Source organism: Streptomyces sp. WP-1, from assembly GCF_030450125.1.
In the GTDB taxonomy this organism is placed as follows: domain Bacteria; phylum Actinomycetota; class Actinomycetes; order Streptomycetales; family Streptomycetaceae; genus Streptomyces; species Streptomyces incarnatus.
Genome location: NZ_CP123923.1, coordinates 6,336,544 through 6,362,137, shown reverse-complemented (window position 1 = coordinate 6,362,137; position 25,594 = coordinate 6,336,544). Strand labels below are relative to the sequence as shown.

Sequence of the window (25,594 nt, the reverse complement as noted above, 5' to 3'; positions counted from 1 at the left end):
CATTTATGCAGGAGGTGACGCCTTGTCAGAAACGTTCCTTCGGCCGGAACGCAAGCGCGCCCGGCCACGGAGGTCCGTGACCGGGCGCGCCGGGCGCGACACGGCGGTCAGCCGCGCAGTACGGCTCCGGTGCGCTCGCCCGCCAGGGCGACGGCCGCGTCCCGGGCCGCCGACGCCTCGTCCACCGTCAGCGTCCGGTCGGGGGCGCGGAAGCGCAGCGCGTACGCCAGCGACTTGCGGCCCTCGCCGAGCTGCTCGGCGTTCTCGTAGACGTCGAACAGCCGGATGGACTCCAGCAGTTCACCGGCACCGGCGCGCAGCGCGGCCTCCACCTCGGCCGCCGGCACCGGCTTGTCGACCACGAGGGCGACGTCCTGCGTGGCGACCGGGAAGGAGGAGATGCCCGGCGCCATCGGGATGCCGTCGCCGGCCTCCTCCAGGGCGTCCAGGTCCAGCTCCATCGCGCAGGTGCGCTCCGGCAGGCCCAGCGCCTTGACGACGCGCGGGTGCAGCTCGCCCGCGTGACCCACGACCCGCTCGGCGCCGTTCACGACGACGAGCAGCTCGGCGCAGCGGCCCGGGTGCCAGGGGCCGTACCGGCCCTTGCGCACGACGAGTTCGGCACCGGCCTCGTGGGCCACGGTGCGCGCGGCCTCGACGGCGTCGGCCCAGTCGGCCGGGCGGCCCTTGCCCCACCAGCCGGCCTGCTCACGGGCGCCCGTGAGGACGACGGCGGCGTGCCGCGGCTGCTCGGGCAGCGCGGCGTTCAGCGCCGCGATCTCCTCGTCGGTGGGACGCCGGTCCACCGGCAGGTGCCCGACGGCCCGGCGCTCCTCGCGCGGGTGGAAGACCAGCCCGGTCTCGAACAGGGCCAGGTCGTGCCCGCCGCGGCCGGTGTTGCGCCGCAGCGCGCCCAGCAGGCCCGGCAGCAGCGTCGTACGGAGCGCGGGCTCCTCGTCGCTGAGCGGGTTGACCAGCTTGACGACCCGGCGGACCGGGTCGTCCGCGTCCAGGCCGAGCTGGTCGAAGACCTGCTCGCCGAGGAACGGGTAGTTCAGCGCCTCGACATAGCCGGCGCCGGCCAGCGCGCGGCCGATGCGGCGGTGCAGCCGCTGGCGGGCGGTCAGACCGCGGCCGGCCGGGGGCCCCGGCAGCGTGGCGGGCAGGTTCTCGTAGCCCTCCAGCCGAATGACCTCTTCGGCGAGGTCGTTCGGGTCCGTCAGGTCGGGCCGCCAGGACGGCACGGTGACGATCAGCTCGTCCTGACCGTAGACGTCGCAGCCGACCTCCTGGAGGCGGCGTACGACGGTCTCGCGGCCGTAGGTGACACCCGCGACCTTGTCCGGGTGGTCCGCCGGGACGGTGATGGTGTGCGGCGCGGAGGGCGCGATGACCTCGGTGACGCCCGCGTCGGCGGTGCCGCCCGCGAGCAGCACCAGCAGGTCCACGGTGCGCTGCGCGGCGGCGGCCGCGGCGGCCGGGTCCACCCCGCGCTCGAAGCGGCGGGAGGCCTCGGACAGCAGCTTGTGGCGGCGGGCCGTGCGCGCGACGGAGATCGCGTCGAAGTGCGCCGCCTCGATGACGACCTCGGTGGTGGCGTCCGCCGCGTCCTCGCCGTGGTCGGCGATCTCGGTGTTGGCGCCGCCCATCACGCCGGCGAGGCCGATGGGGCCGCGCTCGTCGGTGATGACCAGGTCCTCGGCGTGCAGCTCGCGCTCGACGCCGTCCAGGGTGACGAGCTTCTCGCCCTCCTGGGCGCGGCGCACCCCGATGGTGCCCTGGACCGAGGTGCGGTCGTAGGCGTGCAGCGGCTGGCCCAGCTCCATCATCACGTAGTTGGTGATGTCGACGGCCAGCGAGATCGGGCGCATGCCGACCTTCTGGAGCCGGCGCGTGAGCCAGAGCGGGGAGCGGGCCTCGGGGCGCAGCCCGGTGACGGTGCGCGCGGTGAAGCGGTCGCAGCCGAACGGGTCGGAGACCTGGACCGGGTAGCCGTACGCGTTGGGCGCGGGCACGTCGATCAGGGCGGGGTCGCGCAGCGGCAGGCCGTAGGCGATGGCCGTCTCGCGGGCGACGCCGCGGATGGACAGGCAGTCGCCGCGGTTGGCGGTGACGGCGATGTCCAGGACCTCGTCCACCAGCTCCAGCAGCTCGATGGCGTCCTTGCCGGGCTCGGTCTCCGGCGGCAGCACGATGATGCCGTGCGTGCCGTCGTCACCCATGCCCAGCTCGTCGGTGGAGCAGATCATGCCGTGCGAGACCCTGCCGTAGGTCTTGCGGGCGGCGATGGAGAAGCCGCCGGGCAGGGTGGCGCCGGGCAGCACCACGACGACCTTGTCGCCGACCGCGAAGTTGCGGGCGCCGCAGACGATCTCCTGGGGCTCACCGGTGCCGTTGGCCTGGCCGACGTCGACCGTGCAGAAGCGGATCGGCTTCTTGAAGCCCTCCAGCTCCTCGATGGTCAGCACCTGGCCGACGACCAGGGGGCCCTTGAGGTCGGCGCCGAGCAGCTCGACGGTCTCGACCTCCAGACCGGCCGAAATGAGCTTGGCCTGGACGTCACGGCCGGTCTCGGTGGCCGGCAGGTCGACGTACTCCCGCAGCCAAGAAAGCGGGACCCGCATCAGATCTCCATCCCGAAGGGCCGGGTGAACCGGACGTCACCCTCGACCATGTCTCGCATGTCTTCGACGTTGTGGCGGAACATCAGCATCCGCTCGATGCCGAACCCGAAGGCGAAGCCGCTGTACTTCTCCGGGTCGACGCCGCAGGCGGTGAGCACCCGCGGATTGACCATGCCGCAGCCGCCCAGCTCGATCCAGCCCTCGCTGGAGCAGGTGCGGCAGGGCCGGTCGGGGTTGCCGACGGACTCGCCCTTGCACACGTAGCAGAGCATGTCCATCTCGGCGCTCGGCTCGGTGAAGGGGAAGAAGTTCGGGCGCAGCCGGGTCTTCATGCCCTCACCGAACAGCGACTGGACCATGTGGTCCAGGGTGCCCTTGAGGTCGGCCATGGTCAGGCCCTCGTCCACGGCGAGCAGCTCGACCTGGTGGAAGACGGGCGTGTGCGTGGCGTCCAGCTCGTCGGTGCGGTAGACGCGGCCGGGGCAGATCACGTAGACCGGCAGGTCACGGCCGAGCAGCGAGCGGATCTGCACGGGCGAGGTGTGGGTGCGCATGACCACACCCGACTCGGCGCCGCCGTCCGGGCCCTCGACGAAGAACGTGTCGGCCTCGCCGCGGGCCGGGTGGTCCGGGCCGATGTTCAGGGCGTCGAAGTTGAACCACTCGGCCTCGGCCTGGGGGCCCTCGGCGACCTCGTAGCCCATGGCCACGAAGATGTCCTCGATGCGCTCCGACAGCGTGGTCAGCGGGTGCCGGGCGCCGGCCGGGACGCGGTCGTACGGCAGCGTGACGTCGACGTCCTCCTCGACGAGCACCCGGGCGTCGCGCTCGGCCTCCAGCTCGCTCTGGCGGGCGGCGAGCCCCTTGTTGACGGCGCCGCGGGCCATGCCGACGCGCTTGCCGGCCTCGGCCTTGGCGTGCGGGGGCAGGGCGCCGATCTCGCGGTTGGCGAGGCTCAGCGGGGACGCCGGGCCGGTGTGCGCGACCTTCGCCTCGTGGAGCGCGTCGAGGGAGTCCGCGGCGGCGAAGGCGGCGAGCGCCTCGTCCCGCATGCGCTCGATCTCTTCCGGTTTCAACGCCTCGACCTCGACAGGGTCGTACGACTTATTGGGTGCCGACATCTCTTCCCGTGCTTCCGTTTGGCTGGCGGATGGTCCCCGTCACCGACTCGTCTCGACTCGCGAGGGCCGCGTGAAGGACACAAAGGTGCCAAAGGCCGAGTCTAACGGGGTGGAGCTGTACGAAGAGCCCGTGGGCCGCTAGGCGAGATACGCCGGGGCGCTCACGGGCAACGTAAATCGGAACTCGGCGCCGCCGCCGCGGGCGCGGCCGACCGTGATGGTGCCGCCGTGGGCCTCGACGATGCCCTTGACGATGTACAGCCCGAGTCCGGTGCCGCCGCGCTTGCTGCCCCGCCAGAAGCGGGTGAAGACGCGGTTCATGGACTCCTCCGGGATGCCGGGCCCTTCGTCGCTCACCGTGACCGATGTGCCGGCCTCCTCGCCCTCGCGGGGGGACGCCGTGGGCGTGATGTCGATGGTGACGGTTCCCTCGCCGTGCCGCACCGCATTTTCCAGCAGGTTGCTGAGCACCTGGTCGATCTTGTCGGGGTCGGCCCACAGATCGGGCAGCGGCTGCTCGATGCGCAGCAGGAAGCGGCCGGCGCTCTGCCCGGCGGCGACGTACGCCTGGATGTGGCGGGAGACGGCGGCCCCTATGTCGACGGGCTGCCTGCGCACCTCCAGGCGCCCCGAGTCGATCCGGGAGATGTCCAGCAGCTCCGCGATGAGCCGGGTGACCCGGTCGGCGTCCGCGTCGACGGTCTCCAGCATCAGCCGCTTCTGGTCGTCGGTGAACCGCTCCCACTTGGCGAGCAGGGTCGCGGTGAAACCCTTGACGGAGGTCAGCGGGGAGCGCAGCTCATGGGCGACGGTGGCGATCAGCTCGGCGTGGCTGCGCTCGGTGCGGCGGCGGGCCTCGGTGTCCCGCAGGCAGATGATCAGACGGTGCACCGGGCCGAGGGGCGCGGTGCGGACGTACCGGGCGGTGACGAGCACCTCCCGGCCGCCGGGCAGCAGCAGATTGCGCTCGGGCTGCCGGGTCCGGGTGGCGAGGCCGCCGTAGGGGTCGGTGAGCTGCCACCAGCGGCGGCCCTCCAGGTCCTCCAACGGCAGCGCCTTCTCCAGCGGCTGCCCGAGGGCCTCGGCGACGGGTACGGCGGTGATGCGCGCCGCGGCCGCGTTGAACCCGACGACGCGTCCCCGCTCGTCGGCGACCACCAGCCCGTCGGGGAGCTGGTCGGGATCGAGCCCGCCCGCACCGCACGAGGACGCGGATACCTCGCGCGCGTCCCGTCCTTCCGGCCCGGTGCTCGTGCCGGCCACTCTCATCCCCGTACCCCACCTCTCATACGGCGCAGGGCCCCGAGCTGGCCACCCTACTAGCTCTGGGTGACGGAACGGCACCCTCCGCGGGCGCGCTGCGCACGAGCCGAGGCGTACAGGCAGACGGCGGCGGCCGTGGCCAGGTTCAGGCTCTCGGCCTTGCCGTGGATGGGCACCCGTACGACGGCGTCGGCGAGGTCGCGGGTCTCCTTGGGGAGCCCCCACGCCTCGTTGCCGAACACCCAGGCGGTGGGCCCGCCCATGGTGCCCTTGTCCAGCTCCTCGTCCAGGTCGCGGTCGCCCGCGCCGTCGGCGGCGAGGATGCGCACCCCGGCGCCCTTGAGCCGCTCGATGGCCTGCTCCACGGGGACGCCGACGGCGACCGGGAGGTGGAAGAGGGAGCCGACGGAGGCGCGTACGGCCTTGGGGTTGTACAGGTCCACGGAGGCGTCGGTGAGGACGACGGCCTCGGCGCCGGCGGCGTCCGCGCAGCGCAGCACGGTGCCCGCGTTGCCCGGGTCGCGCACATGCGCGAGCACGGCGACCAGCCGGGGGCGGGCGGCGAGGATGTCCTCGAACGGGGTGTCCAGGAACCGGCAGACGCCGACCAGCCCCTGCGGGGTCACCGTGGTGGAGATGTCGGCGATGACGTCCTCGGCGGCGAGATGCACCCGGGCGCCGACGGCGCGGGCCTCACCGACGATGTCGGCGTACCGCTCCGCGGCCTCGACCGTGGCGAACAGTTCGACGAGCCCGCTCCCCTGATGCACCGCCGCCTCCCGCACGGCCTGCGGCCCCTCCGCGAGAAACAGCCGGTCCTTCCCCCGGAAATTCCGCTTGGCAAGCCGCCGCGCCGCGGCGACACGGGCGGAACGGGGAGAGATCAGCTCGGGGCTGACGGGGACCATGCTCTTCTTCGCTTTCCGGGGAGTCTTGTTGGTGTCGTGCCCCGAAGGGGCGCGGGGAACTGCGCGGGGAACTGCGCGAGCAACCACGGCGCACCCGCGGCCGAAAACGCACCGGGGAACCTCAACAGCGAGACCCGCAAGCCATACAGCCTGCGGGTCCCGGTATTACGACGGCTGAAGCCAGCGCAGCGTCACGCGGCCTTGGGCGCGTTGACGTCCGACGGCAGCGCCTTCTGCGCGACCTCGACGAGCGCGGCGAACGCGTTCACGTCGTTGACGGCCAGCTCGGCCAGGATCTTGCGGTCGACCTCGACGTTCGCGGCCTTCAGACCCTGGATGAAGCGGTTGTAGGTCATGCCGTTGGCGCGGGCAGCGGCGTTGATGCGCTGGATCCACAGCTGACGGAAGTCGCCCTTGCGCTTCTTGCGGTCGTTGTAGTTGTAGACCAGCGAGTGGGTGACCTGCTCCTTGGCCTTGCGGTACAGGCGCGAACGCTGACCACGGTAGCCGGAGGCCTGCTCCAGGATCGCCCGGCGCTTCTTGTGGGCGTTGACTGCCCGCTTGACGCGTGCCACTTGTTAACTCCTTGTAGCGGGGTCGTGGGTGTCCTCACACGACCCGGAAACGATTGGGTCCCGGTCCAGACGCACGGCGCTCGACGAGCGCCGCGGCGTCACTTGCCGAGAAGCTTCTTGATCTTCGCGGCGTCGCCCGGGGCCATCTCGGCGTTGCCGGTGAGGCGACGCGTCACGCGGGACGACTTGTGCTCAAGCAGGTGGCGCTTGCCGGCGCGCTCGCGGAGCACCTTGCCGGAGCCGGTGACCTTGAAGCGCTTGCTGGCACCGCTGTGCGACTTGTTCTTCGGCATAGCGCCGTTCTCTCCTCGTCGGTGGCGCTCCGGTGCCCGGTCACGAAAACCGGGCACGGTGGAGCGTCGCTCTTGTTTCGGTTACATCCTCGGGAGCCGTGCGGCTCCCCGGGATCACGCCTCGGCAGTTTCCTCGGACGACGCCTCGGCCTCGACGGGCTCCTCGGACGATGCCTCGGCCGGGTTCTGCGACTTGCCGGGGTTCGCCTTCGCGTCGGCCTTGCGGGCCTCCTGCGCCTGACGGGCCTCGGCCATCGCCTCGGTCTTCTTCTTGTGCGGACCGAGGACCATGATCATGTTTCGGCCGTCCTGCTTCGGGTTCGACTCGACGAACCCGAGGTCCTGGACGTCCTCCGCGAGACGCTGGAGCAGTCGGTAGCCCAGCTCGGGCCGGGACTGCTCACGACCACGGAACATGATCGTGATCTTGACCTTGTCGCCCTGCTTGAGGAACCGGACGACGTGACCCTTCTTGGTGTCATAGTCGTGCGGGTCGATCTTCGGCCGGAGCTTCATCTCCTTGATGACCGTGTGCGCCTGGTTCTTGCGCGCCTCACGGGCCTTCATGGCCGACTCGTACTTGAACTTCCCGTAGTCCATGAGCTTGCACACGGGCGGACGGGCGGTCGCCGCCACCTCGACCAGGTCCAGGTCGTACTCCTGCGCAAGCTCCAGTGCCTTCGCGAGCGGCACGATGCCGACCTGCTCGCCACTGGGACCGACAAGTCGCACCTCGGGAACGCGAATCCGGTCGTTGATGCGGGGCTCGGCGCTGATGGATCCTCCTCGATAGCACCACGCGACGGCCTGGCGGACTGCCGCGTAACGTCTGTATTCGTCCAGACCAACCGCGTCGAGGCAGAAAAAATGCCCCGGACGATCACAGGCGGGGCTCCTGGCTACCGGAGCACCGCCGCGATGGACGCGGGGCGCGAATCGGGCGACTCCATCGTCCGTACGGAACGATGGCGGCCGCCTGACCGGAGACCCGCCGTCCCGGGGGACGGATCGGGTGGGAGATCGGAGCCTCCACTTGTGGGCCGAGCGATAGGTGCATACCTACGTCCGGCCGGTCGCCCACCAGATTAGCAGGATGGCTTGACAAGGGCTAATCGGGCGGGCGTCACGGGGAGGCCGGCGGGCCGCTTAGGGTGTGGGGCATGAGTGAGACCCCTGCCGAGAACCCCGACTTCGACGCGATGACCCGCGATATCGCCGAGGTCCCCGCCGTCGAGGTGATCGTGACGGTCGCCGTCAACCTGATGAGCGCCGCCGCCGTGAAGCTCGGGCTCAGCGAGGAGGGCGACACGTTCAAGGACCTGGACGAGGCCCGCAAGCTGATCACCGCCCTCGCCGGACTGCTGGACGGCGGCGCGACCGAGATCAGCTCCTTCCACGCGGCCCCGCTGCGCGACGGCCTGAAGTCGCTCCAGCTGGCCTTCCGCGAGGCCTCGATCGTCCCGGACGAGCCGGGCCAGGGGCCGGGCGAGAAGTACACGGGCCCGATCTACGGCTGAGCTATTCCTTCACGTACAGGGGCTCGCCCGGAGGCGTCGTCCCGGCCGGCAGCAGTGCCAGGTCGAGGCCGCGCACCAGGCGGGCCCTCAGTGTTTCGTCGGCGGCGAGCCGGCCCGCGACCGCCTGGGCGGTCTCGGCGGGCGGGGCGGCCGGGTCGAGGACGAGGGCGAGGGTGCCGTCGGCCGGGCCGGGCACCAGGTGGGCGCGGCGTACGCCGGGCTCGGCCGCCACCGCCGCGCGCACGGCCCCGGTCACGGCCGGGTCGGCGAGCGGGTCGGTGCTGGTGCGGCCCTCGGCGAGGGCGAGCAGCGCGGGCCCGGTCAGCTCGAACGGCACCGGTCCGGCGAGGTCCAGCACGACCGTGTCGGCCTTCTCGTGCGCGGCGGCCTGGAGCGCCTGGTGCAGGGGTACGGCGACCGGCCGGGCCTCGGGGTCCCAGCGGGCGAGGGAGTCGGTGGAGGTGAACGCGGGCAGCGCGGTACGGCCACCGGCCTTCAGGGTGGGTACGGCCATGTCGCTGGTCTTCTCGCGGCGCAGCCCGTTCTCGTCCTCCTCGACCTCGCCGAGTACGGCGACGACGGGCACCAGCAGCCGGGCGCCCTTCAGCGCCCGGAGGACCGGCCCGACGGCGGTGCGGTCCTCGGCCCACGCGGCGAGCGCCGCACCGAGCCGGGGGTCGGCGGAGCCGTCGTCGTCGGAGTAGCCGGAGTCGGGGATGTTCTTGTTCGCCACGGTCACCGACCCTATCGGGGGAGACGGCCCGGCGGAGCGGCGGCCCGGCGCCCGCCCCAGGAGGGCCGCTTCGGAAGGGCCGCCTCAGAAGGTCTGCCTGCGGCCGCGCCACAGGATCACGCCGACGACCAGCAGCACCCCGCCGACGCTGCCCGCGAGGGGCGCCGCCCAGTCGGCGGCGGATCGGGTCGCCCTGGGGGCGTCGGGACCCGGGCCGAAGTACGTGCGGGGGTACGACGCCGGGCTCAGCTTCGCCGGTTCGAGCCGGTCGGCCGCGCTGAGGGCGGCCACCGGGTCGATCGTGCCGTAGCCCCGGGAGTCGTCGCGGCCACCGGCCGGCGGATCGTCGGCGGTGTCCTCCAGGAGCTTCTTGATCTGGGCCGGGCTCAGCCCCGGGTGGGCCGACTTGATCAGCGCGGCGACCCCCGAGACGTAGGCGGAGGCGGCCGAGGTGCCCCAGCCCTCGTAGTACTTGTGGTCGGGGTCGGCGATGACGACGTCGACGCCGGGCGCGCCGACCGCGGCGTACCAGCGGCGGGTGGAGAAGGCGGCGCGGGTGCCGTAGCGGTCGACGGCGGTGGCGACGACGACGCCGGGGTAGGCGGCCGGGTAGGAGACATGGTCGCCCTTGTCGCCGCCGTTGCCCGCGGAGGCGACGACGACCACGCCCTTCTTCAGGGCGTACTGCACGGCCTCGTCCTCGCCGGGTTCGGGGTGGGCGGAGGCGGAGTCGTCGCCGAGGGAGAGGTTGATGACGTCGGCGCCGTGGTCGGCGGCCCAGCGGATGCCGTCGGCGAGGGCGCTGCCGCGGGTGGTGCGGGCCTTGGCGCGGGCGGGGTCGCTGTCCTCCAGGATCACCCGCACGGGAAGGATCTTCGCCTCGGGGGCGACGCCCATGACGCCGTCGGAGTCGCCGGGTCCGTGGCCGTGGCCCGCGATGATGCCGGCCATGGCGGTGCCGTGCCGTCCCCAGATGCGGTCGCCCGGCCGGGCGCCGAAGCCGATCATGTCCTTGGCGGGCAGCACATTGCCGACGAGGTCGGGGTGGTCCTCCTGGACGCCGGTGTCGAGGACGGCGACGGTGATGCCCTGGCCCCTGGTGGTGTGCCAGGCCTGGTCGAGGTGGAGGGCGGACAGGCCCCACTGCTGGGCGCGGATGCCGTCGGCGTGGGCGGCGGCGGCGGGCAGCAGGGTGAGGGCGCCGGCGAGCAGAGCGCTCACCGCGGCCCCGCGGGCACGCTTCATGAGGGTCTCTTCGGGGCGCTCGTGGTGTTCGTGGCGTCGGAGCCGACGGCCTCGCGCAGCCGCCGTGCCATCTCCGCGGACAGTCCCTGCGCCTCGTTGCCGAGGCCGGACTGGGCCTGCGCGGTGGTGGCACCGGCCCGTACCGCGTCGGCGGCGGGCTGGGGGGTGTCCACGCTGCGGCCGTCCGCCCAGCCGGAGACGGCGTACACGACGACCGGGACGTCGGTGCGCACGGAGATGGTCCAGGTGGCGCGCTGGGCGTCGCCGAAACCGGCCGCGGGGGTGTCCGGGGCGGCGTAGGGGCGGGGCATCAGGTCGGGGCGTGCGGCGAGGTGCTGGGTGCGGAAGCGGGTGGCGAGCGCGGACATGCCGGCGGGGTCGGCCCTGGTGAACAGCAGGCCGACGGTGGTCACATAGCTCTGGGTGGCGTCCGTGTAGGTGGCGCGCAGCAGCCGCCGGCAGCCGGCACCGGCGAGGACCTTCCACAGCAGCGGGTCGAACCCGTCGGCGCAGCCGCCGTCCGGGGCGACCGCGACCCGCGTCCAGGTCCGGTCCGCTCCGCCGGGGCCCTCCCCCGCGCCCTGCACGACGGGCGGGAACAACGTGTCGACGGGCACGCTGTGCCACGCGGGCACGGCCGCGGCGAACCCCTGCGCGGCGCTGTTCTCGTGATCCTCCGCGATCCAACTCCCGGCCACGGCACCGCCGATGAGCCCGAGCCCCAGCACGAGGCAGACCCCGGCGACAACGGCCCGCCCCCGCCTGCGCACCCGGAGCAGGTCGGGTTCCCCGAAGGTGACATGGGGACGGCCGGCACCCTGCCGGGGCGGGGCGTGCCGGGGGGCGTGCGCGGTGGGCGGCTGGGGGTGCCACACGGTGGTGGGCCGGGTCGCATACGCGGGCGCGTCCGAGGGGGCGCTCACGGAGGTGCTCGCGGAGGTGCTCGCGGGATCGCCTGCGGGAGTGCCTGTGGGCGCGCCGAAAACAGGGCCGGGGCCGGGCGGGACCGGCCGGAGCGGGGTGGCCGCCCCGGAGGCGTCCGGGGGCACCGCGCTACCGGGGCCGGGAGTGTGCGGCCCGGCGGCAGGGGGGACCGGATGCGGTCCGGCCGTCGTCCCCGAGGCGTGCCGCGCGGGCACCTCCGCCCGCCCCGGCCGCCGGCCCGACGGCACGGAGCCGGCGGAACCGCCGGCCTCGGGCCGTACGGAACCGTCCCGGCGGCCGCCGTCCGCCGGCGCGGGACCGCCCGCGCCGGTGACACGGGGCTGCCCGGATCCCCCGGCAGCGGCGCCACTGCCGGCACCGTTGCCGGTACCCCTCGTGTTCGTACCTCCCCCGTCGGCCGACACGGCGCCGCTCCCGCTCGCGTCGGCGTACGCGGGGCGCGGCGCATCGGTCTCGGTGCGCGGGCGTGCCGCGCGGGGCGGGCTGTCGGGGAAGCGGGCCGAGGCGGGGGGTGGCGGGGGGCTCACGGGGCCGGCGGCCTCGGGGACGGTACGGCTTGCGGGCGTACCGCTCGCCGGTCCCCCGCCGTCGGCCGGGCCGCGTGGGGTGAAGACGGAGGGCTCGTCACCGGGGTCGTCCCCGAGGGGCGTGTCGGCGCGCGCGGCGGCGGTCGTCCGGGGGCCGTCCGCGCTTCCCGGGCCGGGAACGCCACCCGGTGCGCCCGCGCTCCAACCGGCGCCCGCGCGGGGGCCCGAGGAGGGCGGAGGGCCTGGCGGTACGCAGGAGTGGCGTGCTTCCGTGGTCATGCGTTCCCCGTTTCCTCGCGACCCGGGCCGTCTCCTCGTACCCGTACGAACGGACCGGCATCCCGGCCGGGTCCGTCGTACGTGCGCGTCACTCTACGGGTTGTCGGGGGCCGGGGCGGAACCAGTACGCCAGGCCGGGGTACTTGCCCGGAACGTCCCCCTACCCTGCGGTAATCCCTTCTGGCAGGCTTCCGGCATGACTGCGCGTGCCGCCGACCGGGCCCGGTACGACCGGGCCACCGCCCATCTCGAAGCGCCGCTGGCGCTCGTGGACCTGGATGCCTTCGACGCCAACGCGGCCGATCTGGTCCGCCGCTCCGGCGGCAAGCCGGTACGGGTCGCGAGCAAGTCCGTGCGCTGCCGTGCCCTGCTGGAGCGGGTGCTGGCCAAGGACGGCTTCCAGGGCATCATGTCGTTCACCCTCGCCGAGTCGCTGTGGCTGGCGCGCTCGGGCTTCGACGACATCCTGCTCGCCTACCCCTGCGCCGACCGCTCCGGATTCACCGAGCTGACCGCCGATCCCAAGCTCGCCGCCGCCGTCACCGTGATGGTGGACGACCCCGCCCAGCTCGACCTGATCGACGCCGCCCGCGCGGGGGGACGCGAAGTGGTGCGGATATGCCTGGAGTTGGACACCTCGCTGCGGCTGCTCGGCGGCCGGGTGCGGATCGGCGCCCGCCGCTCCCCGCTGCACTCCCCCGCCCAACTCGCCGAGATGGCACGGGTGGTGGCCGAGCGCCCCGGGTTCCGGCTGGTCGGGATCATGGCGTACGAGGGTCATGTCGCGGGAGTCGGTGACGCCGTCGCCGGGCGGCCGCTGCGCTCGCGGGCGATCCGGCTGATGCAGGCCGCCGCCCGCCGGGAGCTGGCCGAGCGGCGCGGCGCGGCCGTGCGCGCGGTGCGGGCCGTCGCCCCGGACCTGGAGTTCGTCAACGGCGGCGGCACCGGCAGTGTGCAGCACACCGCCGCCGAGTCCGCCGTCACCGAGATCGCGGCCGGCTCCGGTCTGTACGTGCCGCGTCTGTTCGACAACTACACGTCCTTCAGCGGCCGTCCGGCGGCCCTCTTCGCGCTGCCGGTGGTACGGCGGCCGGGGGTGGGCGTCGTCACCGTGCTCGGCGGCGGCTACCCGGCCTCCGGCGCGGCGGGCCCCGACCGCTCGCCGGTGCCGTACCTGCCGGAAGGGCTGACGTACGACCCGCAGGAGGGCGCCGGCGAGGTGCAGACCCCGCTGCTCGGCTCGCCCGCCGACGATCTGCTGATCGGCGACCGGGTGTGGTTCCGGCACGCCAAGGCGGGCGAGCTGTGCGAGCGGTTCGCGTCGCTGCACCTCGTCGAGGGCGACGAGGTGACGGCGACCGTACCCACGTACCGGGGCGAGGGGCGCACCTTCCTCTGAGCGGCAGGGCCTACAGGGGCGTGACGTACGCGCCCGCGATGCCGCCGTCCACCAGGAAGTCGGTGGCGTTGACGAAGGAGGAGTCGTCGCTGGCCAGGAAGGCGACCGCGGCGGCGATCTCCTCGGCCTCGGCGAACCGGCCCACCGGGATGTGCACGAGCCGGCGGGCGGCCCGCTCCGGGTCCTTGGCGAACAGCTCCTGGAGCAGCGGGGTGTTGACGGGCCCGGGGCACAGCGCGTTGACCCGGATGCCCTCCCGCGCGAACTGCACGCCCAGTTCACGGGACATGGCGAGGACGCCGCCCTTGGAGGCGGTGTACGAGATCTGGGAGGTGGCCGCGCCCATCCGGGCCACGAAGGACGCGGTGTTGATGATGGAGCCCTTGCCCTGGCGGCGCATGTAGGGGATCGCGGCCTTGCAGCAGAGGTAGACGGAGGTGAGGTTGACCTCCTGGACGCGCTTCCACGCCTCCAGGCCGGTCTCCAGGATGGAGTCGTCGTCGGGCGGGGAGATCCCGGCGTTGTTGAAGGCCACGTCCACGCTGCCGTAGGTGTCGTACGCCGTCTTGAACAGCGCCTCCACCTGCTCGGGGTCGGTGACGTCGACCTTGGCGAAGAGCCCGCCCACCTCGTCGGCGGCGGCCTTGCCGCGGACCTCGTCCACGTCCGCGCAGACGACATGGGCGCCCTCGGCGGCGAGGCGGCGGGCGGTGGCGAGGCCGATGCCGCTGCCGGCTCCGGTCACGACGGCGGTACGGCCGACCAGGCGGCGGCAAACACTGTTGTCGGTCACTGTGCGGGGCCCTCCGTGCTGATGAAGACGTTCTTGGTCTCGGTGAAGGCGGTCAGGGCGTCGGGGCCGAGTTCCCGGCCGAGGCCGGACTGCTTGTAGCCGCCGAACGGGGTCCAGTAGCGGACGCTGGAGTGGGAGTTGACGGACAGGTTGCCCGCGCGCACGCCCCCGCAGACGCGCAGGGCGCGGCCGAGGTCGCGGGTCCAGACGGACCCGGACAGCCCGTAGGGGGTGTCGTTGGCGAGGCGGATCGCGTCCCGCTCGTCGGTGAAGGGGAGCAGGACGGCGACGGGCCCGAAGATCTCCTCGCGGGCGGCCGGGCTGTCGTGCCGCTCCCCCACCAGGACGGTCGGCGGGTACCAGAAGCCGGGTCCGTCGGGCGCGCTGCCGCGCAGGGCGGGGGCGCCGTCGGGGACGTACGACCGTACGCGCTCCCGCTGCGCCGCGGAGATCAGCGGGCCCATCTGGGTCTTCTCGTCGGCCGGGTCGCCCACGACGACGGCGGCGAGCGCGTCGGCGAGGAAGTCGCGGGCCTCGTCCAGGACTGCCTGGTGGACGAGGATCCGGGTGCGGGCGCAGCAGTCCTGCCCGGCGTTGTCCAGGAAGGAGAACGGGTCGAGGGCGGACTTCAGGTCGGCGTCGGCGAAGACGATGTTGGGGCTCTTGCCGCCGAGTTCCAGGGTGACCGGTTTGACCAGCCGGGCGCAGCGCTCCATGATCTCGCGGCCGGTGCGGGTGGATCCGGTGAACACGATCTTGGCCACGTCCGGGTGGTCCACCAGGGCGCGTCCGGCGATGTGGCCGTGGCCCGGCAGCACCTGGAGGAGGTGCTCGGGCAGGCCCGCCGCGAGGGCGAGTTCGGCCAGGCGCAGGGCGGTGAGCGGGGTGGTCTCGGCGGGCTTGAGGACGACGGCGTTGCCCGCGGCGAGCGCCGGGAAGGCGCCCCAGGCGGCGATCGGCAGGGGGAAGTTCCAGGGGGCGATCACGCCGACCACGCCCAGGGGTTCCTGGAAGGTGACGTTCCAGCCGCCGGGCACCGGGATCTGCTTGCCGAGCAGGCGTTCGATGCCACCGGCCGCGTACTCCAGCAGATCGCGGGCGTTGCCGGCCTCCCAGCGGGCGTTGCCGAGGGTGTGCCCGGCCTCGCGGACCTCCAGGCGGGCGAGTTCCTCCAGGTGTGCGTCGACGGTGTCGGCGAAGCGGCGCAGCAGCCGGGCCCGGTCGGCGGGGGCGAGCGCGGCCCATCCGCTCTGGGCGCGGACGGCGCGTACGACGGCGGCGTCGACGTCCTCGGCGGTGGCGGCGGGGACGGTGGCGACGACCTCTTCCGTGGCGGGGTTGAGGATCTTCAACTCGTCGGAGTCGGACACGGATCGACCTTTCACGGGCGGGCGGAGCAGGGGGACACGGGCGCGCTCACAGGCGTTCGAAGGAGCGGCGCAGCTCCCAGTCGGTGACGGCGGCGTCGAAGGCCTCCAGCTCGACGCGGGCCATGTTGCGGTAGTGGGCCACGACCTCGTCGCCGAAGGCCGCCCTGGCGATCGGGCTGTGCTCCCACAGCTCGGCGGCCTCGCGCAGGGAGGTCGGGACGTGCTCGAAGCCCGCGGTGTAGGCGTTGCCGGGGCAGGGCTCGGGGAGTTCGAGCTGGTGCTCGATGCCGTACAGGCCCGCGGCGACCAGTCCGGCGACGGCGAGGTAGGGGTTGACGTCGCCGCCCGGGAGGCGGTTCTCGAAGCGTGTGGAGCGGCCGTGGCCGACCACGCGCAGCGCGCAGGTGCGGTTGTCGTGGCCCCAGGCGACGGCGGTGGGGGCGAAGGATCCGGGCTGGAACCGCTTGTAGGAGTTGATGTTGGGGGCGTAGAGCAGGGAGAAGTCGCGCAGTGCGGCGAGCTGTCCGGCGAGGAAGTGCCGCATCACCTCGGACATCCCGTCGGGGCCCGCCATGGCGTTGGCGCCGTCGGCGTCGGTGAGCGAGAGATGGATGTGGCAGGAGTTGCCCTCGCGCTCGTTGTACTTGGCCATGAAGGTGATCGAGACGCCCTCCTGGGCGGCGATCTCCTTGGCGCCGGTCTTGTACAGGGCGTGCTGGTCGCAGGTGGTGAGCGCCTCGTCGTAGCGGAAGACGATCTCGTGCTGTCCGGGATTGCACTCGCCCTTGGCGGACTCGACGGTGAGCCCGGCGCCCGCCATGTCGTTGCGCAGCCGCCGCAGCAGGGGCTCGATGCGGCCGGTGCCGAGGATGGAGTAGTCGATGTTGTACTGGTTGGCCGGGGTCAGCCCGCGGTATCCCGCGTCCCAGGCCTGTTCGTAGCTGTCCTTGAAGACGATGAACTCCAGCTCGGTGCCGACCTGGGCGGTGTAGCCGAGTTCGGCGAGCCGGTCGAGCTGGCGGCGCAGGATCTGGCGCGGGGCGGCGACGACCGGGGCGCCGTCGTTCCAGGCGAGGTCCGCGACGAGCAGGGCGGTGCCGGGGTGCCAGGGGATGCGGCGCAGGGTGGCGGTGTCGGGGCGCATGGCGAAGTCGCCGTAGCCGCGCTCCCAGGAGGACATCGCGTAGCCGTCGACCGTGTTCATCTCGGTGTCGACGGCGAGCAGGTAGTTGCAGCCCTCGGTGCCGTGCTCCAGGACGTCGTCGAGGAAGAAGCGGGCGGCGAACCGCTTGCCCTGGAGGCGCCCTTGCATATCGGGGAACGCCAGGACGACAGTGTCGATCTCACCGCTTTCCACGAGGGCTCGGAGTTCCTCGACGGGGAGCGGGGCTGTGCGGTCTGCCACGGAAAAGCCTCCTTGGGCGCCTTCGCGCTTCTTCGGCCGGGCCGGGAGCCATAAGGTATTGCTCAGAACCATTGCTTGGGAAGGGGGTACGGCGGATGTCGTCTCATACGGAGTGGCACGGGGTGGGCGACCGGCTCGCCCCGGTGCTGCGGCCGGTGCGGGCGGGCAACGGCTTCGAGGAGGCACTGGAGCAGATCCTCCAGGTGGTGCGGCTCGGCCTGGTACCGGGCGGCGAACGGCTGCCGGCGGAGCGGGAGCTGGCGGAGCGGCTGGGGATCAGCCGGGTGACGCTGCGCGAGGTGCTGAAGGTGCTCCAGGACCAGGGGCTGGTGGAGGCGCGGCGCGGGCGGTACGGCGGAACGTTCGTGCTGCCCCGCGCGGACGCCGGCGGCGAGGACGAGCTGCGGCGGCGGATCGCGGCGGTCGACGTCGAGGACGTGCTGCGTTTCCGCGAGGTGCTGGAGGTGGGCGCGGCCGGGCTGTGCGCGGCGCACGGGCTGAGCGGCGAGCAGGCGGAGCGGCTGCGGGAGGCGCTGACCGAGACGCACGAGGCGCCGCTGGCGGACTACCGGCGCCTGGACACGCTGCTGCATCTGACCCTGGCCGAGCTGTGCGGCTCACCCTCGCTGACCGCCCAGTACGCGGCGGTGCGGGCGCAGGTCAACGAGCTGCTGGACTGCATCCCGCTGCTGGTGCGCAATCTGGAGCACTCCCAGCGGCAGCACACCGCGCTGGTGGAGGCGGTGCTGGACGGGGACGCCGACGGGGCGCGGGAGATGATGCGGGAGCACTGCGCGGGCACGGCGGCGCTGCTGCGGGGCTTCCTGACGTAAGCGGATTCTGCAAAGGTATTCATGTATACCTTTCTGGGGAGGCTGGCGTGGGCGGACGACCGCTGATCGGTGTGAGCACGTATCTGGAGACCGGGGCGCGCTGGGGCGTCTGGGAGCTGGAGGCCGCGCTGCTGCCGGCCGCGTATCCCCGGCTGGTGCAGCGGGCCGGGGGGCTCGCGTGCATGCTGCCGCCGGACGATCCCGAGCTGGCCGCGGCGGCGGTGGCCCGGCTGGACGGGCTGGTCGTCGCGGGCGGCCCGGACGTGGACCCGGCTCGCTACGGCGCCGAGCGCGATCCCCGCACCGGGCCGCCGGCACCGGCCCGTGACGCCTGGGAGCTCGCCCTGATCCACGCCGCGCTGGCCTCCGGTACGCCGCTGCTGGGGATCTGCCGGGGCATGCAGCTGCTGAACGTGGCGCTCGGCGGGACGCTGGTCCAGCACCTGGAGGGGCACGCGGAGATGGTGGGCGTCTTCGGCGGGCACCCGGTGAAGCCGGTCCCGGGCACGCGGTACGCCTCCCTCGTCCCCGAGGGGGTGCGGGTCCCCACGTACCACCACCAGTCGGTGTCCCGCCTCGGCCGTGACCTCGTGCCGTCGGCGTATGCGGAGGACGGCACGGTGGAGGCGGTGGAGTTGCCGGCGCATCGGGGGTGGGTGGTCGGGGTCCAGTGGCATCCGGAGATGGGGGAGGATCTGCGGGTGATGCGGGGTCTGGTCTCGGCGGCCGGCTGAGGAGTCCCGGGTGCGGGTGCGTCGTGGCCGCTCGCGCGGCTCCCCGCGCCCCTTCGGGAGCGCCTCAGCGGCGGGGCTGACGGGAAGCCGCCGTCGAAGGCGGGGCTGGTGGACGGCTGCGGGCCGCATGTGGCCGCTCGCGCGGCTCCCCGCGCCCCTTCGGGGCGCTCCCCGGCTGCGGGCAGTCGTGCCGCTTGGGGCGGCACGGGTGGGCGCTGGGGGTACCCCCTCTGGGGGAGGCACCCCGTCAGCGCGGGCAAGCGTCCCCGCCCCCGCCCCGCGCCGGCTCACGCCCGCGTCAAGGCCAACAGGTCCCTCGCCGGCCCCGTAGGACGGTGTCCCGTCGGCCACACCGCCCGCAGGTCACGCCGTAGCGACACCCCCTCCACCGGCACCGCCGCCAACCGCCGCAGCGCCAGCTCCTCCCGCACCGCCAGCTCGCTGAGCACCGACGGCCCCGCCCCACTGACCGCCGACGCCTTCACCGCCGTGGTCGACGACAGCTCGATCAGCGGCCGCGCCAGCCCCCCGAGCGCCGCGTCCAGCACCTGCCGCGTCCCCGACCCCCGCTCCCGCAGGATCAGCGGCGTCTCCCCCAGCTCCTGGGGCGACAGCGGACGGCGGCGCCGCGCCCAGGGATGCCCCGGCGCCGTCACCACGATCAGCCGGTCGTGCCCGATCACCACCGCGTCGAGACCGGCGGGCACCGAAAGCCCCTCCACGAACCCCAGGTCCGCCTCCCCCGACAGCAGCAGCTCCGCCACCCTCGCCGAGTTCCCGGCCAGCAGCGACACCGCCGTGTCCGGACGCTCCGCGTGCAGCGCGAGCAGCCAGCCCGGCAGCAGATACTCGGCGATCGTCATGCTCGCCGCCACCCGCAGCCGCGAGTCCCGCCGGTCCCGCAGCGCCCGCGCCCCCGCGTCGAACGCCGCCGCCGCCTCCACCACCCGCCGCGCCCAGTCCGTCACCAGCACGCCCGCGTCGGTGAGCCGGGACCCCCGCGGGGAGCGGTCCACCAGGGCGACCCCCAGCTGCCGTTCCATCGACCGGACCCGGCTGCTCGCCGCGGGCTGCGTGATCCCGGCCTCCCGCGCGGCCGCGCCGAGGCTCCCCAGCCGGGCCACCGCGAGCAGCAGTTCCAGCGCCGCCAGATCCGGCACCCGGTGCGCCAACGACCCCGTACCCTCGCGCCGCCCTCCGGACCCCTCCGCCTCACTCATAAGACCAGCTTATGCCCTCATAGAAGGGAACTCCCTGGTCAGGGACGATTCCCCCCGGCACGGTGGACGCATGGTCACCGTCGCCCAGCCCCTCCCCGCCACCCGCGCGCCCCGCGCCGCCCGGGTCCGCCACCTCGGCCCGAACTGGTACGCCTCCGTCATGGGCACCGCCGCCGTCGGCACGGCCGGCACCGCGCTGCCGGTGGATCTCTCGCCGGGCCTGCACACCCTGCTCGCGGCGGTCTGGGCGCTGTCCCTGCTGATGCTGGTGACCCTGCTGGCGGCCCGCACCCTGCACTGGATCCACCACCGCGACCAGGCCCGCGCCCACCTCCTCGACCCGGCGATGGCCCCGTTCTACGGCTGCCTGTCCATGGCCCTGCTGGCCGTCGGCGGCGGCGCGCTCGCCGCGGGACACGACTGGCTCGGCACCCGGGCGGCCGTCGCCCTGGACACCGTGCTGTACACGGCGGGGACGGCGATCGGGCTGGCGGCGGCCGTGGCCGTGCCCTACCTGATGTCCGTACGGCACCGCATCGAGCCCTCCCAGGCGTCCCCGGTGTGGCTGCTGCCGCTGGTCGCGCCGATGGTGTCGGCCGCGCTCGGCCCGCTGCTGGTGCCCCATCTGCCGCCGGGCCAGCCCCGCGAGACCCTGCTGCTGGCCTGCCTGGCGATGTTCGGGCTGAGCCTGTTCGCCACCCTGCTGACGCTGCCGCTGATCCTCGGCCGGCTGATCACCTCGGGCCCGCTGCCGCTCGCGCTCACCCCGACCCTGTTCCTGGTCCTCGGCCCGCTCGGGCAGTCCACCACCGCCACCGGCTCGATCGCGAACGCCGCGCCCGGGGTCGTACCGGCCGCCCACGCGCACGGACTCGCCGTGTTCTCCGTGCTCTACGGCGTGCCCGTGATGGGCTTCGCGCTGATGTGGCTGGCGCTGTCCGTCGCCCATCTGGTGCGGGCCCGCCGCCGGGGCATGGGCTTCGCGATGACCTGGTGGGGCACCACCTTCCCGCTGGGCACCTGCGTCACCGGCGCGGCCACCCTCACCCGGCACACCTCCCTCACCGCGTTCCAGGCGCTGTCCGTCGCGCTGTACGTGCTGCTCGTCGCGGCCTGGCTCGCGGCCGCGTCCGGCACGGTGCGCGGACTGCTCAGCGGTGAGCTGCTCGCAGCGCCTCGCCCAGCGTCCGGGGCGCCCACGCCAGAGACGGGCCGTACCACGTCAGATCACGCCCGCTGACCAGCGCGCAGGCCAGGCCCGGGAAGGCCTCCGGGCCGTCCTCGGCGGTGAAGCGGTAGGGCTCGTCCGGGAGGACCACCACGTCCGGGGCCGCCGCCCGCAGCTCGTCCAGGGGGATGCGGGGGTAGCGCTCCGGATGGTCCGCGTACAGATGGTCGACGCCGAGGCGGGCCAGCACATCGCCCGCGAAGGTGTCCCGGCCGACGACCATCCAGGGCCTGCGCCAGATCGGTACGACGGCCGTGCGGCGCTCGGCCGGCTCCGGCAGCGCGCGCCACGCCGCCTCGGCCGCCCGCAGCCAGCCCGGCCGCTCGGGCGCCCCGCAGGCCGCCAGCACCCGCGCCAGCTCCGCGAAGGCGTCCGGCACCGTCCGCACCTCGGTGACCAGCACCTCCAGGCCCGCGGCGCGCAGCGCGTCGAGGTCCGGGACGCGGTTCTCCTCCTCGTTGGCGATCACCACATCGGGCGCCAGCTCGACGACGCGCTCCACCTTGGGGTTCTTGGTCCCGCCGATCCGGACGACGTCCAGCTCCCCCGGATGACTGCACCAGTCCGTGGCCCCGACGAGCGCCCCGGGCAGGGTCTCGGCCACGGCCTCGGTGAGCGAGGGGACCAGGGAGACGACGCGCTTCACCGGGTCCGGTCCCGCACGGCCTCGATGTGCTCGGCCACCGCCACCACCACGATCCGGGTGTCCGGCACGGTCGCCCGCCAGCGGTGTCTGACCCCGCCGGTGAGGTACAGCGTGTCGCCGCGGCCGAGGCGGTACGCGCGGCCCTCGGCCTCGATCTCGACGGCGCCGTCGGCGACGTACATCAACTCGTCGTTGCGATGCTGGAACTCGCGGCCCGCGTCGTGGTCGCCGGTGAACTCGGAGGCGTGCAGCTGGTGGTGGCCGCGGACCAGGCTGCGGGTGCGGGGGGCGAAGTCGTCCTCGGCGAGCGGTTCGGCTCGCACCAGGTCGACGGTGGCCGCCGGGTCCGCCGCGGCGAGGAGTTCGACGGCCGTGGTGCGCAGCGCGTCGGCCAGCTTCTCCAAAGAGGTGCTGCTGGGCCGCGCCCGGTCGTTCTCCACCTGGCTGAGGAAGGGCACGGACAGGCCGGTGCGCTCGGCCACGACCGCGAGGGTCAACTCCAGGGCGCGCCGGCGCCGCCGGACCGCCGCGCCCACCCGTACGGGCTGCTCTTTGTGGTCGCCCATCGCTCCGGCTCCCTCCCTCGCTCGTCGTGCGTTCCTCGAACGGCTTCACTGCACCCTACGCATGTTCGGCAAACGGTTTCACGCGCGTGTCACATCCCCGTCTCACCGAATACCCCCTACCCTCGCGTTCGCGCCAGGCGCCGGCGGTCCGAAGGCGTCCCCCGCGGCTTCCTCCCCGGGGATGAACATGCCCACCAGCCGGACTCATCACGCTGGGTGATTGGCCGGATTCTTCCCGTAGGGGACGCGGCCTCCTCAACCCCGGGAACACCGCGAGGGGCGGACGGCACCGTACCCCGTCGTCGTACGGTGCCGTCCGCCCCTCGGGTGGCGGTCCGGGCCGGTCAGGTCACCCGGCCGCCCGGTCGTGGGTCAGCCCGCGGCCTGCTCGCCGGAGACCGGCGCCCACTTGTCGACCAGGCCGGGGTTCTCGCGCAGCCAGGAGCGGACCGCGTCCTGCTCCTTGCCCTTTCCGGCCCCCTGGATCTTCGCCTCCAGGCCGGTGAGCTGCTTCTCGGTCATGGAGAAGTTCTTCAGCCAGCGGGCGACCTGCGGGTTGTCCCCGGCGAATCCCTTGCGGGACAGGGTGTGCACGCCGTCGCCCTTGCCCCAGGCACCCTTGGGGTCCTTGAGCTTCTTCAGGTCGTAGCTGCTGTAGGCCCAGTGCGGGGACCAGAGGGTGACGAGGACCGGCTGCTTGCGGGCGTAGGCGCGCTTGAGCTCGGCGAGCATGGCCGGGGTCGAGCCGTCGATCACCTGGTAGCTGCCGTCGAGGCCGTACGCCTTGAGCACCTTCGTCTTGAGCAGGCTCATCTCGCCGGCGCTGGGCTCGATGCCGACGATCTTCCCGCCGAACTCGGAGGCGTGCGCCTTGAGGTCGGCCAGGGAGTCGACGTCCTTCACGTAGGAGGGCACGGACAGCTCCAGGGAGGTGGGGCCGTACCACTTGCCGAGGTCGTCGAGCTGCTTGCCGTACTTCTTCCAGTACTCGGCGTGCGTGGTGGGCAGCCAGGAGTCGGTCTCGAAGTCGATCTGCCCGGTGGCGAGGCCGGTGTACAGGGGGCCGGCCGCGTACTGGGTGGTGGTGACCTTGAAGCCGCGCTCCTGGAGGATCTCCTTCCACAGGAAGGTGGAGGCGATGCCCTCGTCCCAGGGGATGTAGCCGATCTTGACCTCCTTGCCCTTGCCGATGTCGGTGCCGGAGGCCTCGGAGGTGGTGCCGTTGGAGCCGAAGACGCCGATCCCGCCCGCGGCGAGCGCGAGGACGACGATCCCGACGACGGCGACGACCGGACGCGGCCGGTACGACCAGGCGCGCTTCGGCGCCTTGGCGGCGGCGCGGCGGCCGGACGGGGACAGCTGGGTGCCCAGGGCGCCGGTGATGCGGTCCAGGTAGATGGCGAGGACGACGATGCCGACGCCGGCCTCGAAGCCGTAACCGATGTCGAGCTGCCCGATGGCCTCGTTCACGGCGCCGCCGAGGCCGCCGGTGCCGACCATGCCGGCGATGACGACCATGGACAGGCCCAGCATGATCACCTGGTTGACGCCGGCCATGATGGTCGGCAGGGCGAGCGGCAGCTGGACGCGCCACAGGATGTTCCGCGGGGTGGTGCCGAACGCCTCGGCGGCCTCGACCAGTTCGGCGTCGACCTGGCGGATGCCCAGTTCGGTCATGCGGACGCCGGGGGCCAGGGCGAAGATCAGGGTGGCCACGACACCGGCCGCGGTGCCGAGCCCGAAGAAGAGCATGGCCGGGATCAGCAGGACCATGGAGGGCATCGTCTGGAGCAGGTCCAGGACGGGCCGTACGGCGGCGCCGACCGCCTTGGAGCGGGCCGCCCAGATGCCCAGCGGGATCGAGATCACCAGGGCGATCACGGTGGCCACCAGGACCAGGGCGAGCGTGGACATCGCCTGGTCCCACAGCTGGAGCGAGTCGACCAGGGCGAATCCGGCGAAGGCGAGGACACCGGCGAGCAGTCCGCGCAGCCACCAGGCGAGGACGGCGAGGATGCCGGCCATCAGCAGCGGGGTGGGCGCGCCGAGGACGGCGTCGATGCCGTTGTACATGCCCTCCATGACGGCCTTGATGGCGTCGAAGAGCCAGGAGAGGTGGCCGACCAGCCAGTTCACACCGGAGTCGACCCAGTCGCCGAGGGGCAGCCTAGGCATGGCCGATCACCTTCTTCCCGTCCGTGCCGGAGCCGTCGCAGGCGGCGGGCTCGCCCTGTTCGTCGCCGAGGAAGCCCAGCAGGCGCTGCCGGGGCACCACGCCGACGAGGGTGCGGTCGGCGTCGAGGACGGCGACCGGGTGCGGCAGCCGGGCGCTGATCGCGCACAGCTCGGTGAACGGCGTCTCGGGCGTCGCCGTCTCGCAGCCGCAGTCGGCCTCGTCGCCGCGCAGCTCGGTGTCCATGACGGCGCCCGCGGTGAGCACCCGGGAGCGGTCGACGTCCTGGATGAAGGAGGCCACGTAGTCGTTCGCGGGGCGCAGCAGGATGTCCTCGGCGGTGCCGGTCTGCACGATGCGGCCGTCGCGCATGACGGCGATGCGGTCGCCCAGGCGCATGGCCTCGTTGAGGTCGTGGGTGATGAAGACGATGGTCTTCTTCAGCGTCTTCTGGAGCTCCAGGAGCTGGTCCTGCATGTCGCGGCGGATCAGCGGGTCCAGGGCACTGAAGGACTCGTCCATGAGCAGCAGGTCGGCGTCGGTGGCCAGGGCGCGGGCGAGGCCGACGCGCTGCTGCATGCCGCCGGACAGCTCGTCGGGCCAGGACGTCTCCCAGCCGGCCAGGCCGCACAGGGCGAGCGCCTCGTCGGCGCGGCGTTCGCGCTCGGCGCGGGGCACGCCCTGCACTTCCAGGCCGTAGGCGGCGTTCTCGCGGACGCTGCGGTGCGGGAACAGCGCGAAGTGCTGGAAGACCATGCTGATCTTCCGGGAGCGCAGTTCGCGCAGGCCGCGGTCGCCCAGCGCGGTCAGTTCCTCGCCGTCGAAGCGCACGGTGCCCGCGGTCGGCTCCAGCAGGCCGTTGAGCATCCGCAGCAGGGTGGACTTGCCGGAGCCCGACAGGCCCATGACGACGAAGATCTCGCCGGCCTCGACGCGGAAGGACGCGTCGATCACGGCGGCCATGGTGCCGTCGGCGCGCAGTTCCTCCCGGTCGGTGCCCTCTTTCAGGCGCTCCACCGCTTCGTCCGGTCGTCTGCCGAACACCTTGAACAGGTGCTCCGCCTCAAGCCTGGCTTGCACGCGAACCTCTTGTCTCGGGAACAGGGGACAGGAGGCGAAGGTCCGTCCGGCAGTCAGCGGGCCGGGACCCGGGGGTCCCGGCAGTTGAAAGGCGCACTACTTCGCTCCTGGCGGCGC

At 73.3% G+C, this 25,594-nt stretch carries 23 protein-coding genes; 5 read left to right on the top strand and 18 right to left on the bottom strand.

Translation table 11 applies throughout. The annotated features are described in order from the left end of the window. Positions 1–107: 107 nt before the first annotated feature. From pheT to infC, 7 genes are all read right to left on the bottom strand, one after another. Entirely contained in the window at positions 108–2,624 is a 2,517-nt protein-coding gene (gene pheT, locus QHG49_RS28195) for a phenylalanine--tRNA ligase subunit beta (protein ID WP_301491711.1), read from the bottom strand. Further along, a complete protein-coding gene (gene pheS / locus QHG49_RS28190; protein WP_145483779.1) occupies positions 2,624–3,745 on the bottom strand; it encodes a phenylalanine--tRNA ligase subunit alpha in 1,122 nt (373 codons plus the stop codon). Before pheS ends, pheT begins: the two co-directional genes overlap by 1 nt. 138 nt (positions 3,746–3,883) lie before the next feature. After that, positions 3,884–5,014, bottom strand: a complete 1,131-nt coding sequence (locus tag QHG49_RS28185; RefSeq protein ID WP_159699825.1) for an ATP-binding protein — start codon at positions 5,012–5,014, stop codon at positions 3,884–3,886. Between the two features lie 50 nt (positions 5,015–5,064). Next, the gene (locus QHG49_RS28180) at positions 5,065–5,916 is read right to left on the bottom strand and encodes an RNA methyltransferase (protein ID WP_159699828.1); all 852 of its coding nucleotides are present in this window, start codon (positions 5,914–5,916) and stop codon (positions 5,065–5,067) included. A 191-nt stretch (positions 5,917–6,107) separates the two neighbouring features. Continuing rightward, positions 6,108–6,491 carry a 50S ribosomal protein L20 gene (gene rplT, locus QHG49_RS28175; protein WP_037651207.1) on the bottom strand — a complete coding sequence of 128 codons (384 nt, stop codon included), beginning with the start codon at positions 6,489–6,491 and terminating at the stop codon, positions 6,108–6,110. 98 nt (positions 6,492–6,589) lie between these two features. Beyond that, the gene (gene rpmI / locus QHG49_RS28170) at positions 6,590–6,784 is read right to left on the bottom strand and encodes a 50S ribosomal protein L35 (protein WP_004933563.1); all 195 of its coding nucleotides are present in this window, start codon (positions 6,782–6,784) and stop codon (positions 6,590–6,592) included. 114 nt (positions 6,785–6,898) lie between these two features. Continuing rightward, positions 6,899–7,561, bottom strand: coding sequence for a translation initiation factor IF-3 (gene infC, locus QHG49_RS28165; protein WP_222128847.1), 663 nt, complete (start codon positions 7,559–7,561; stop codon positions 6,899–6,901). Between the two features lie 383 nt (positions 7,562–7,944). Here infC and QHG49_RS28160 point away from each other — a divergent pair, with 383 nt between their 5' ends. Continuing rightward, positions 7,945–8,301, top strand: a complete 357-nt coding sequence (locus QHG49_RS28160; RefSeq protein ID WP_086810444.1) for a DUF1844 domain-containing protein — start codon at positions 7,945–7,947, stop codon at positions 8,299–8,301. A gap of 1 nt (position 8,302) precedes the next feature. Here QHG49_RS28160 and QHG49_RS28155 read toward each other — a convergent pair whose 3' ends face one another. The 3 genes from QHG49_RS28155 to QHG49_RS28145 form a co-directional block, all read right to left on the bottom strand. Further along, positions 8,303–9,034, bottom strand: a complete 732-nt coding sequence (locus tag QHG49_RS28155; protein WP_159699834.1) for an SseB family protein — start codon at positions 9,032–9,034, stop codon at positions 8,303–8,305. An 84-nt stretch (positions 9,035–9,118) separates the two neighbouring features. Next, positions 9,119–10,279 carry a type VII secretion-associated serine protease mycosin gene (gene mycP, locus QHG49_RS28150; RefSeq protein ID WP_301491710.1) on the bottom strand — a complete coding sequence of 387 codons (1,161 nt, stop codon included), beginning with the start codon at positions 10,277–10,279 and terminating at the stop codon, positions 9,119–9,121. Then, positions 10,276–11,202 carry a hypothetical protein gene (locus QHG49_RS28145; protein WP_301491709.1) on the bottom strand — a complete coding sequence of 309 codons (927 nt, stop codon included), beginning with the start codon at positions 11,200–11,202 and terminating at the stop codon, positions 10,276–10,278. The genes mycP and QHG49_RS28145 overlap by 4 nt, the downstream gene beginning before the upstream one ends. A 1,024-nt stretch (positions 11,203–12,226) precedes the next feature. Here QHG49_RS28145 and QHG49_RS28140 point away from each other — a divergent pair. Next, on the top strand, positions 12,227–13,429 hold the full coding sequence (locus QHG49_RS28140) for an amino acid deaminase/aldolase (protein WP_301491708.1): 1,203 nt from the start codon (positions 12,227–12,229) through the stop codon (positions 13,427–13,429). 10 nt (positions 13,430–13,439) lie between these two features. Here QHG49_RS28140 and QHG49_RS28135 read toward each other — a convergent pair whose 3' ends face one another. From QHG49_RS28135 to QHG49_RS28125, 3 genes are read right to left on the bottom strand one after another with little or no spacing between them, the layout of a single operon-like run. After that, on the bottom strand, positions 13,440–14,222 hold the full coding sequence (locus tag QHG49_RS28135; RefSeq protein WP_145483756.1) for a 3-oxoacyl-ACP reductase: 783 nt from the start codon (positions 14,220–14,222) through the stop codon (positions 13,440–13,442). Then, positions 14,219–15,592 (bottom strand): aldehyde dehydrogenase, encoded by a 1,374-nt coding sequence (locus QHG49_RS28130; RefSeq protein ID WP_301491707.1) that lies wholly within the window; start codon positions 15,590–15,592, stop codon positions 14,219–14,221. Before QHG49_RS28130 ends, QHG49_RS28135 begins: the two co-directional genes overlap by 4 nt. 46 nt (positions 15,593–15,638) lie before the next feature. Then, positions 15,639–16,997 (bottom strand): glutamine synthetase family protein, encoded by a 1,359-nt coding sequence (locus tag QHG49_RS28125; protein WP_301491706.1) that lies wholly within the window; start codon positions 16,995–16,997, stop codon positions 15,639–15,641. 95 nt (positions 16,998–17,092) lie between these two features. Between QHG49_RS28125 and QHG49_RS28120 the strand changes: the two genes are divergently transcribed. Both QHG49_RS28120 and QHG49_RS28115 read left to right on the top strand, forming a co-directional pair. Beyond that, positions 17,093–17,830, top strand: a complete 738-nt coding sequence (locus QHG49_RS28120; RefSeq protein ID WP_301491705.1) for a FadR/GntR family transcriptional regulator — start codon at positions 17,093–17,095, stop codon at positions 17,828–17,830. Between the two features lie 47 nt (positions 17,831–17,877). Next, on the top strand, positions 17,878–18,564 hold the full coding sequence (locus QHG49_RS28115) for a gamma-glutamyl-gamma-aminobutyrate hydrolase family protein (protein WP_145483745.1): 687 nt from the start codon (positions 17,878–17,880) through the stop codon (positions 18,562–18,564). 287 nt (positions 18,565–18,851) lie between these two features. Here QHG49_RS28115 and QHG49_RS28110 read toward each other — a convergent pair whose 3' ends face one another. Beyond that, a complete protein-coding gene (locus QHG49_RS28110) occupies positions 18,852–19,784 on the bottom strand; it encodes a LysR family transcriptional regulator (protein WP_301491704.1) in 933 nt (310 codons plus the stop codon). Between the two features lie 70 nt (positions 19,785–19,854). Between QHG49_RS28110 and QHG49_RS28105 the strand changes: the two genes are divergently transcribed. Further along, complete coding sequence (locus tag QHG49_RS28105) at positions 19,855–21,024, top strand: TDT family transporter (RefSeq protein WP_301491703.1); 1,170 nt, start codon at positions 19,855–19,857, stop codon at positions 21,022–21,024. On the opposite strand, the gene QHG49_RS28100 is transcribed toward QHG49_RS28105, so the two are convergent. The 4 genes from QHG49_RS28100 to QHG49_RS28085 all read right to left on the bottom strand — a co-directional run bounded on the left by QHG49_RS28100 (position 20,936) and on the right by QHG49_RS28085 (position 25,477). Continuing rightward, the gene (locus QHG49_RS28100) at positions 20,936–21,658 is read right to left on the bottom strand and encodes a helical backbone metal receptor (RefSeq protein ID WP_159699846.1); all 723 of its coding nucleotides are present in this window, start codon (positions 21,656–21,658) and stop codon (positions 20,936–20,938) included. The two genes, QHG49_RS28105 and QHG49_RS28100, sit on opposite strands and share 89 nt — an antisense overlap. Further along, complete coding sequence (locus QHG49_RS28095; protein WP_159699849.1) at positions 21,655–22,224, bottom strand: helix-turn-helix domain-containing protein; 570 nt, start codon at positions 22,222–22,224, stop codon at positions 21,655–21,657. The genes QHG49_RS28100 and QHG49_RS28095 overlap by 4 nt, the downstream gene beginning before the upstream one ends. 372 nt (positions 22,225–22,596) lie before the next feature. Beyond that, positions 22,597–24,399, bottom strand: a complete 1,803-nt coding sequence (locus QHG49_RS28090; RefSeq protein WP_301491702.1) for an ABC transporter permease/substrate binding protein — start codon at positions 24,397–24,399, stop codon at positions 22,597–22,599. Continuing rightward, positions 24,392–25,477, bottom strand: a complete 1,086-nt coding sequence (locus QHG49_RS28085) for a glycine betaine/L-proline ABC transporter ATP-binding protein (protein ID WP_301491701.1) — start codon at positions 25,475–25,477, stop codon at positions 24,392–24,394. The genes QHG49_RS28090 and QHG49_RS28085 overlap by 8 nt, the downstream gene beginning before the upstream one ends. Positions 25,478–25,594: the final 117 nt, after the last annotated feature.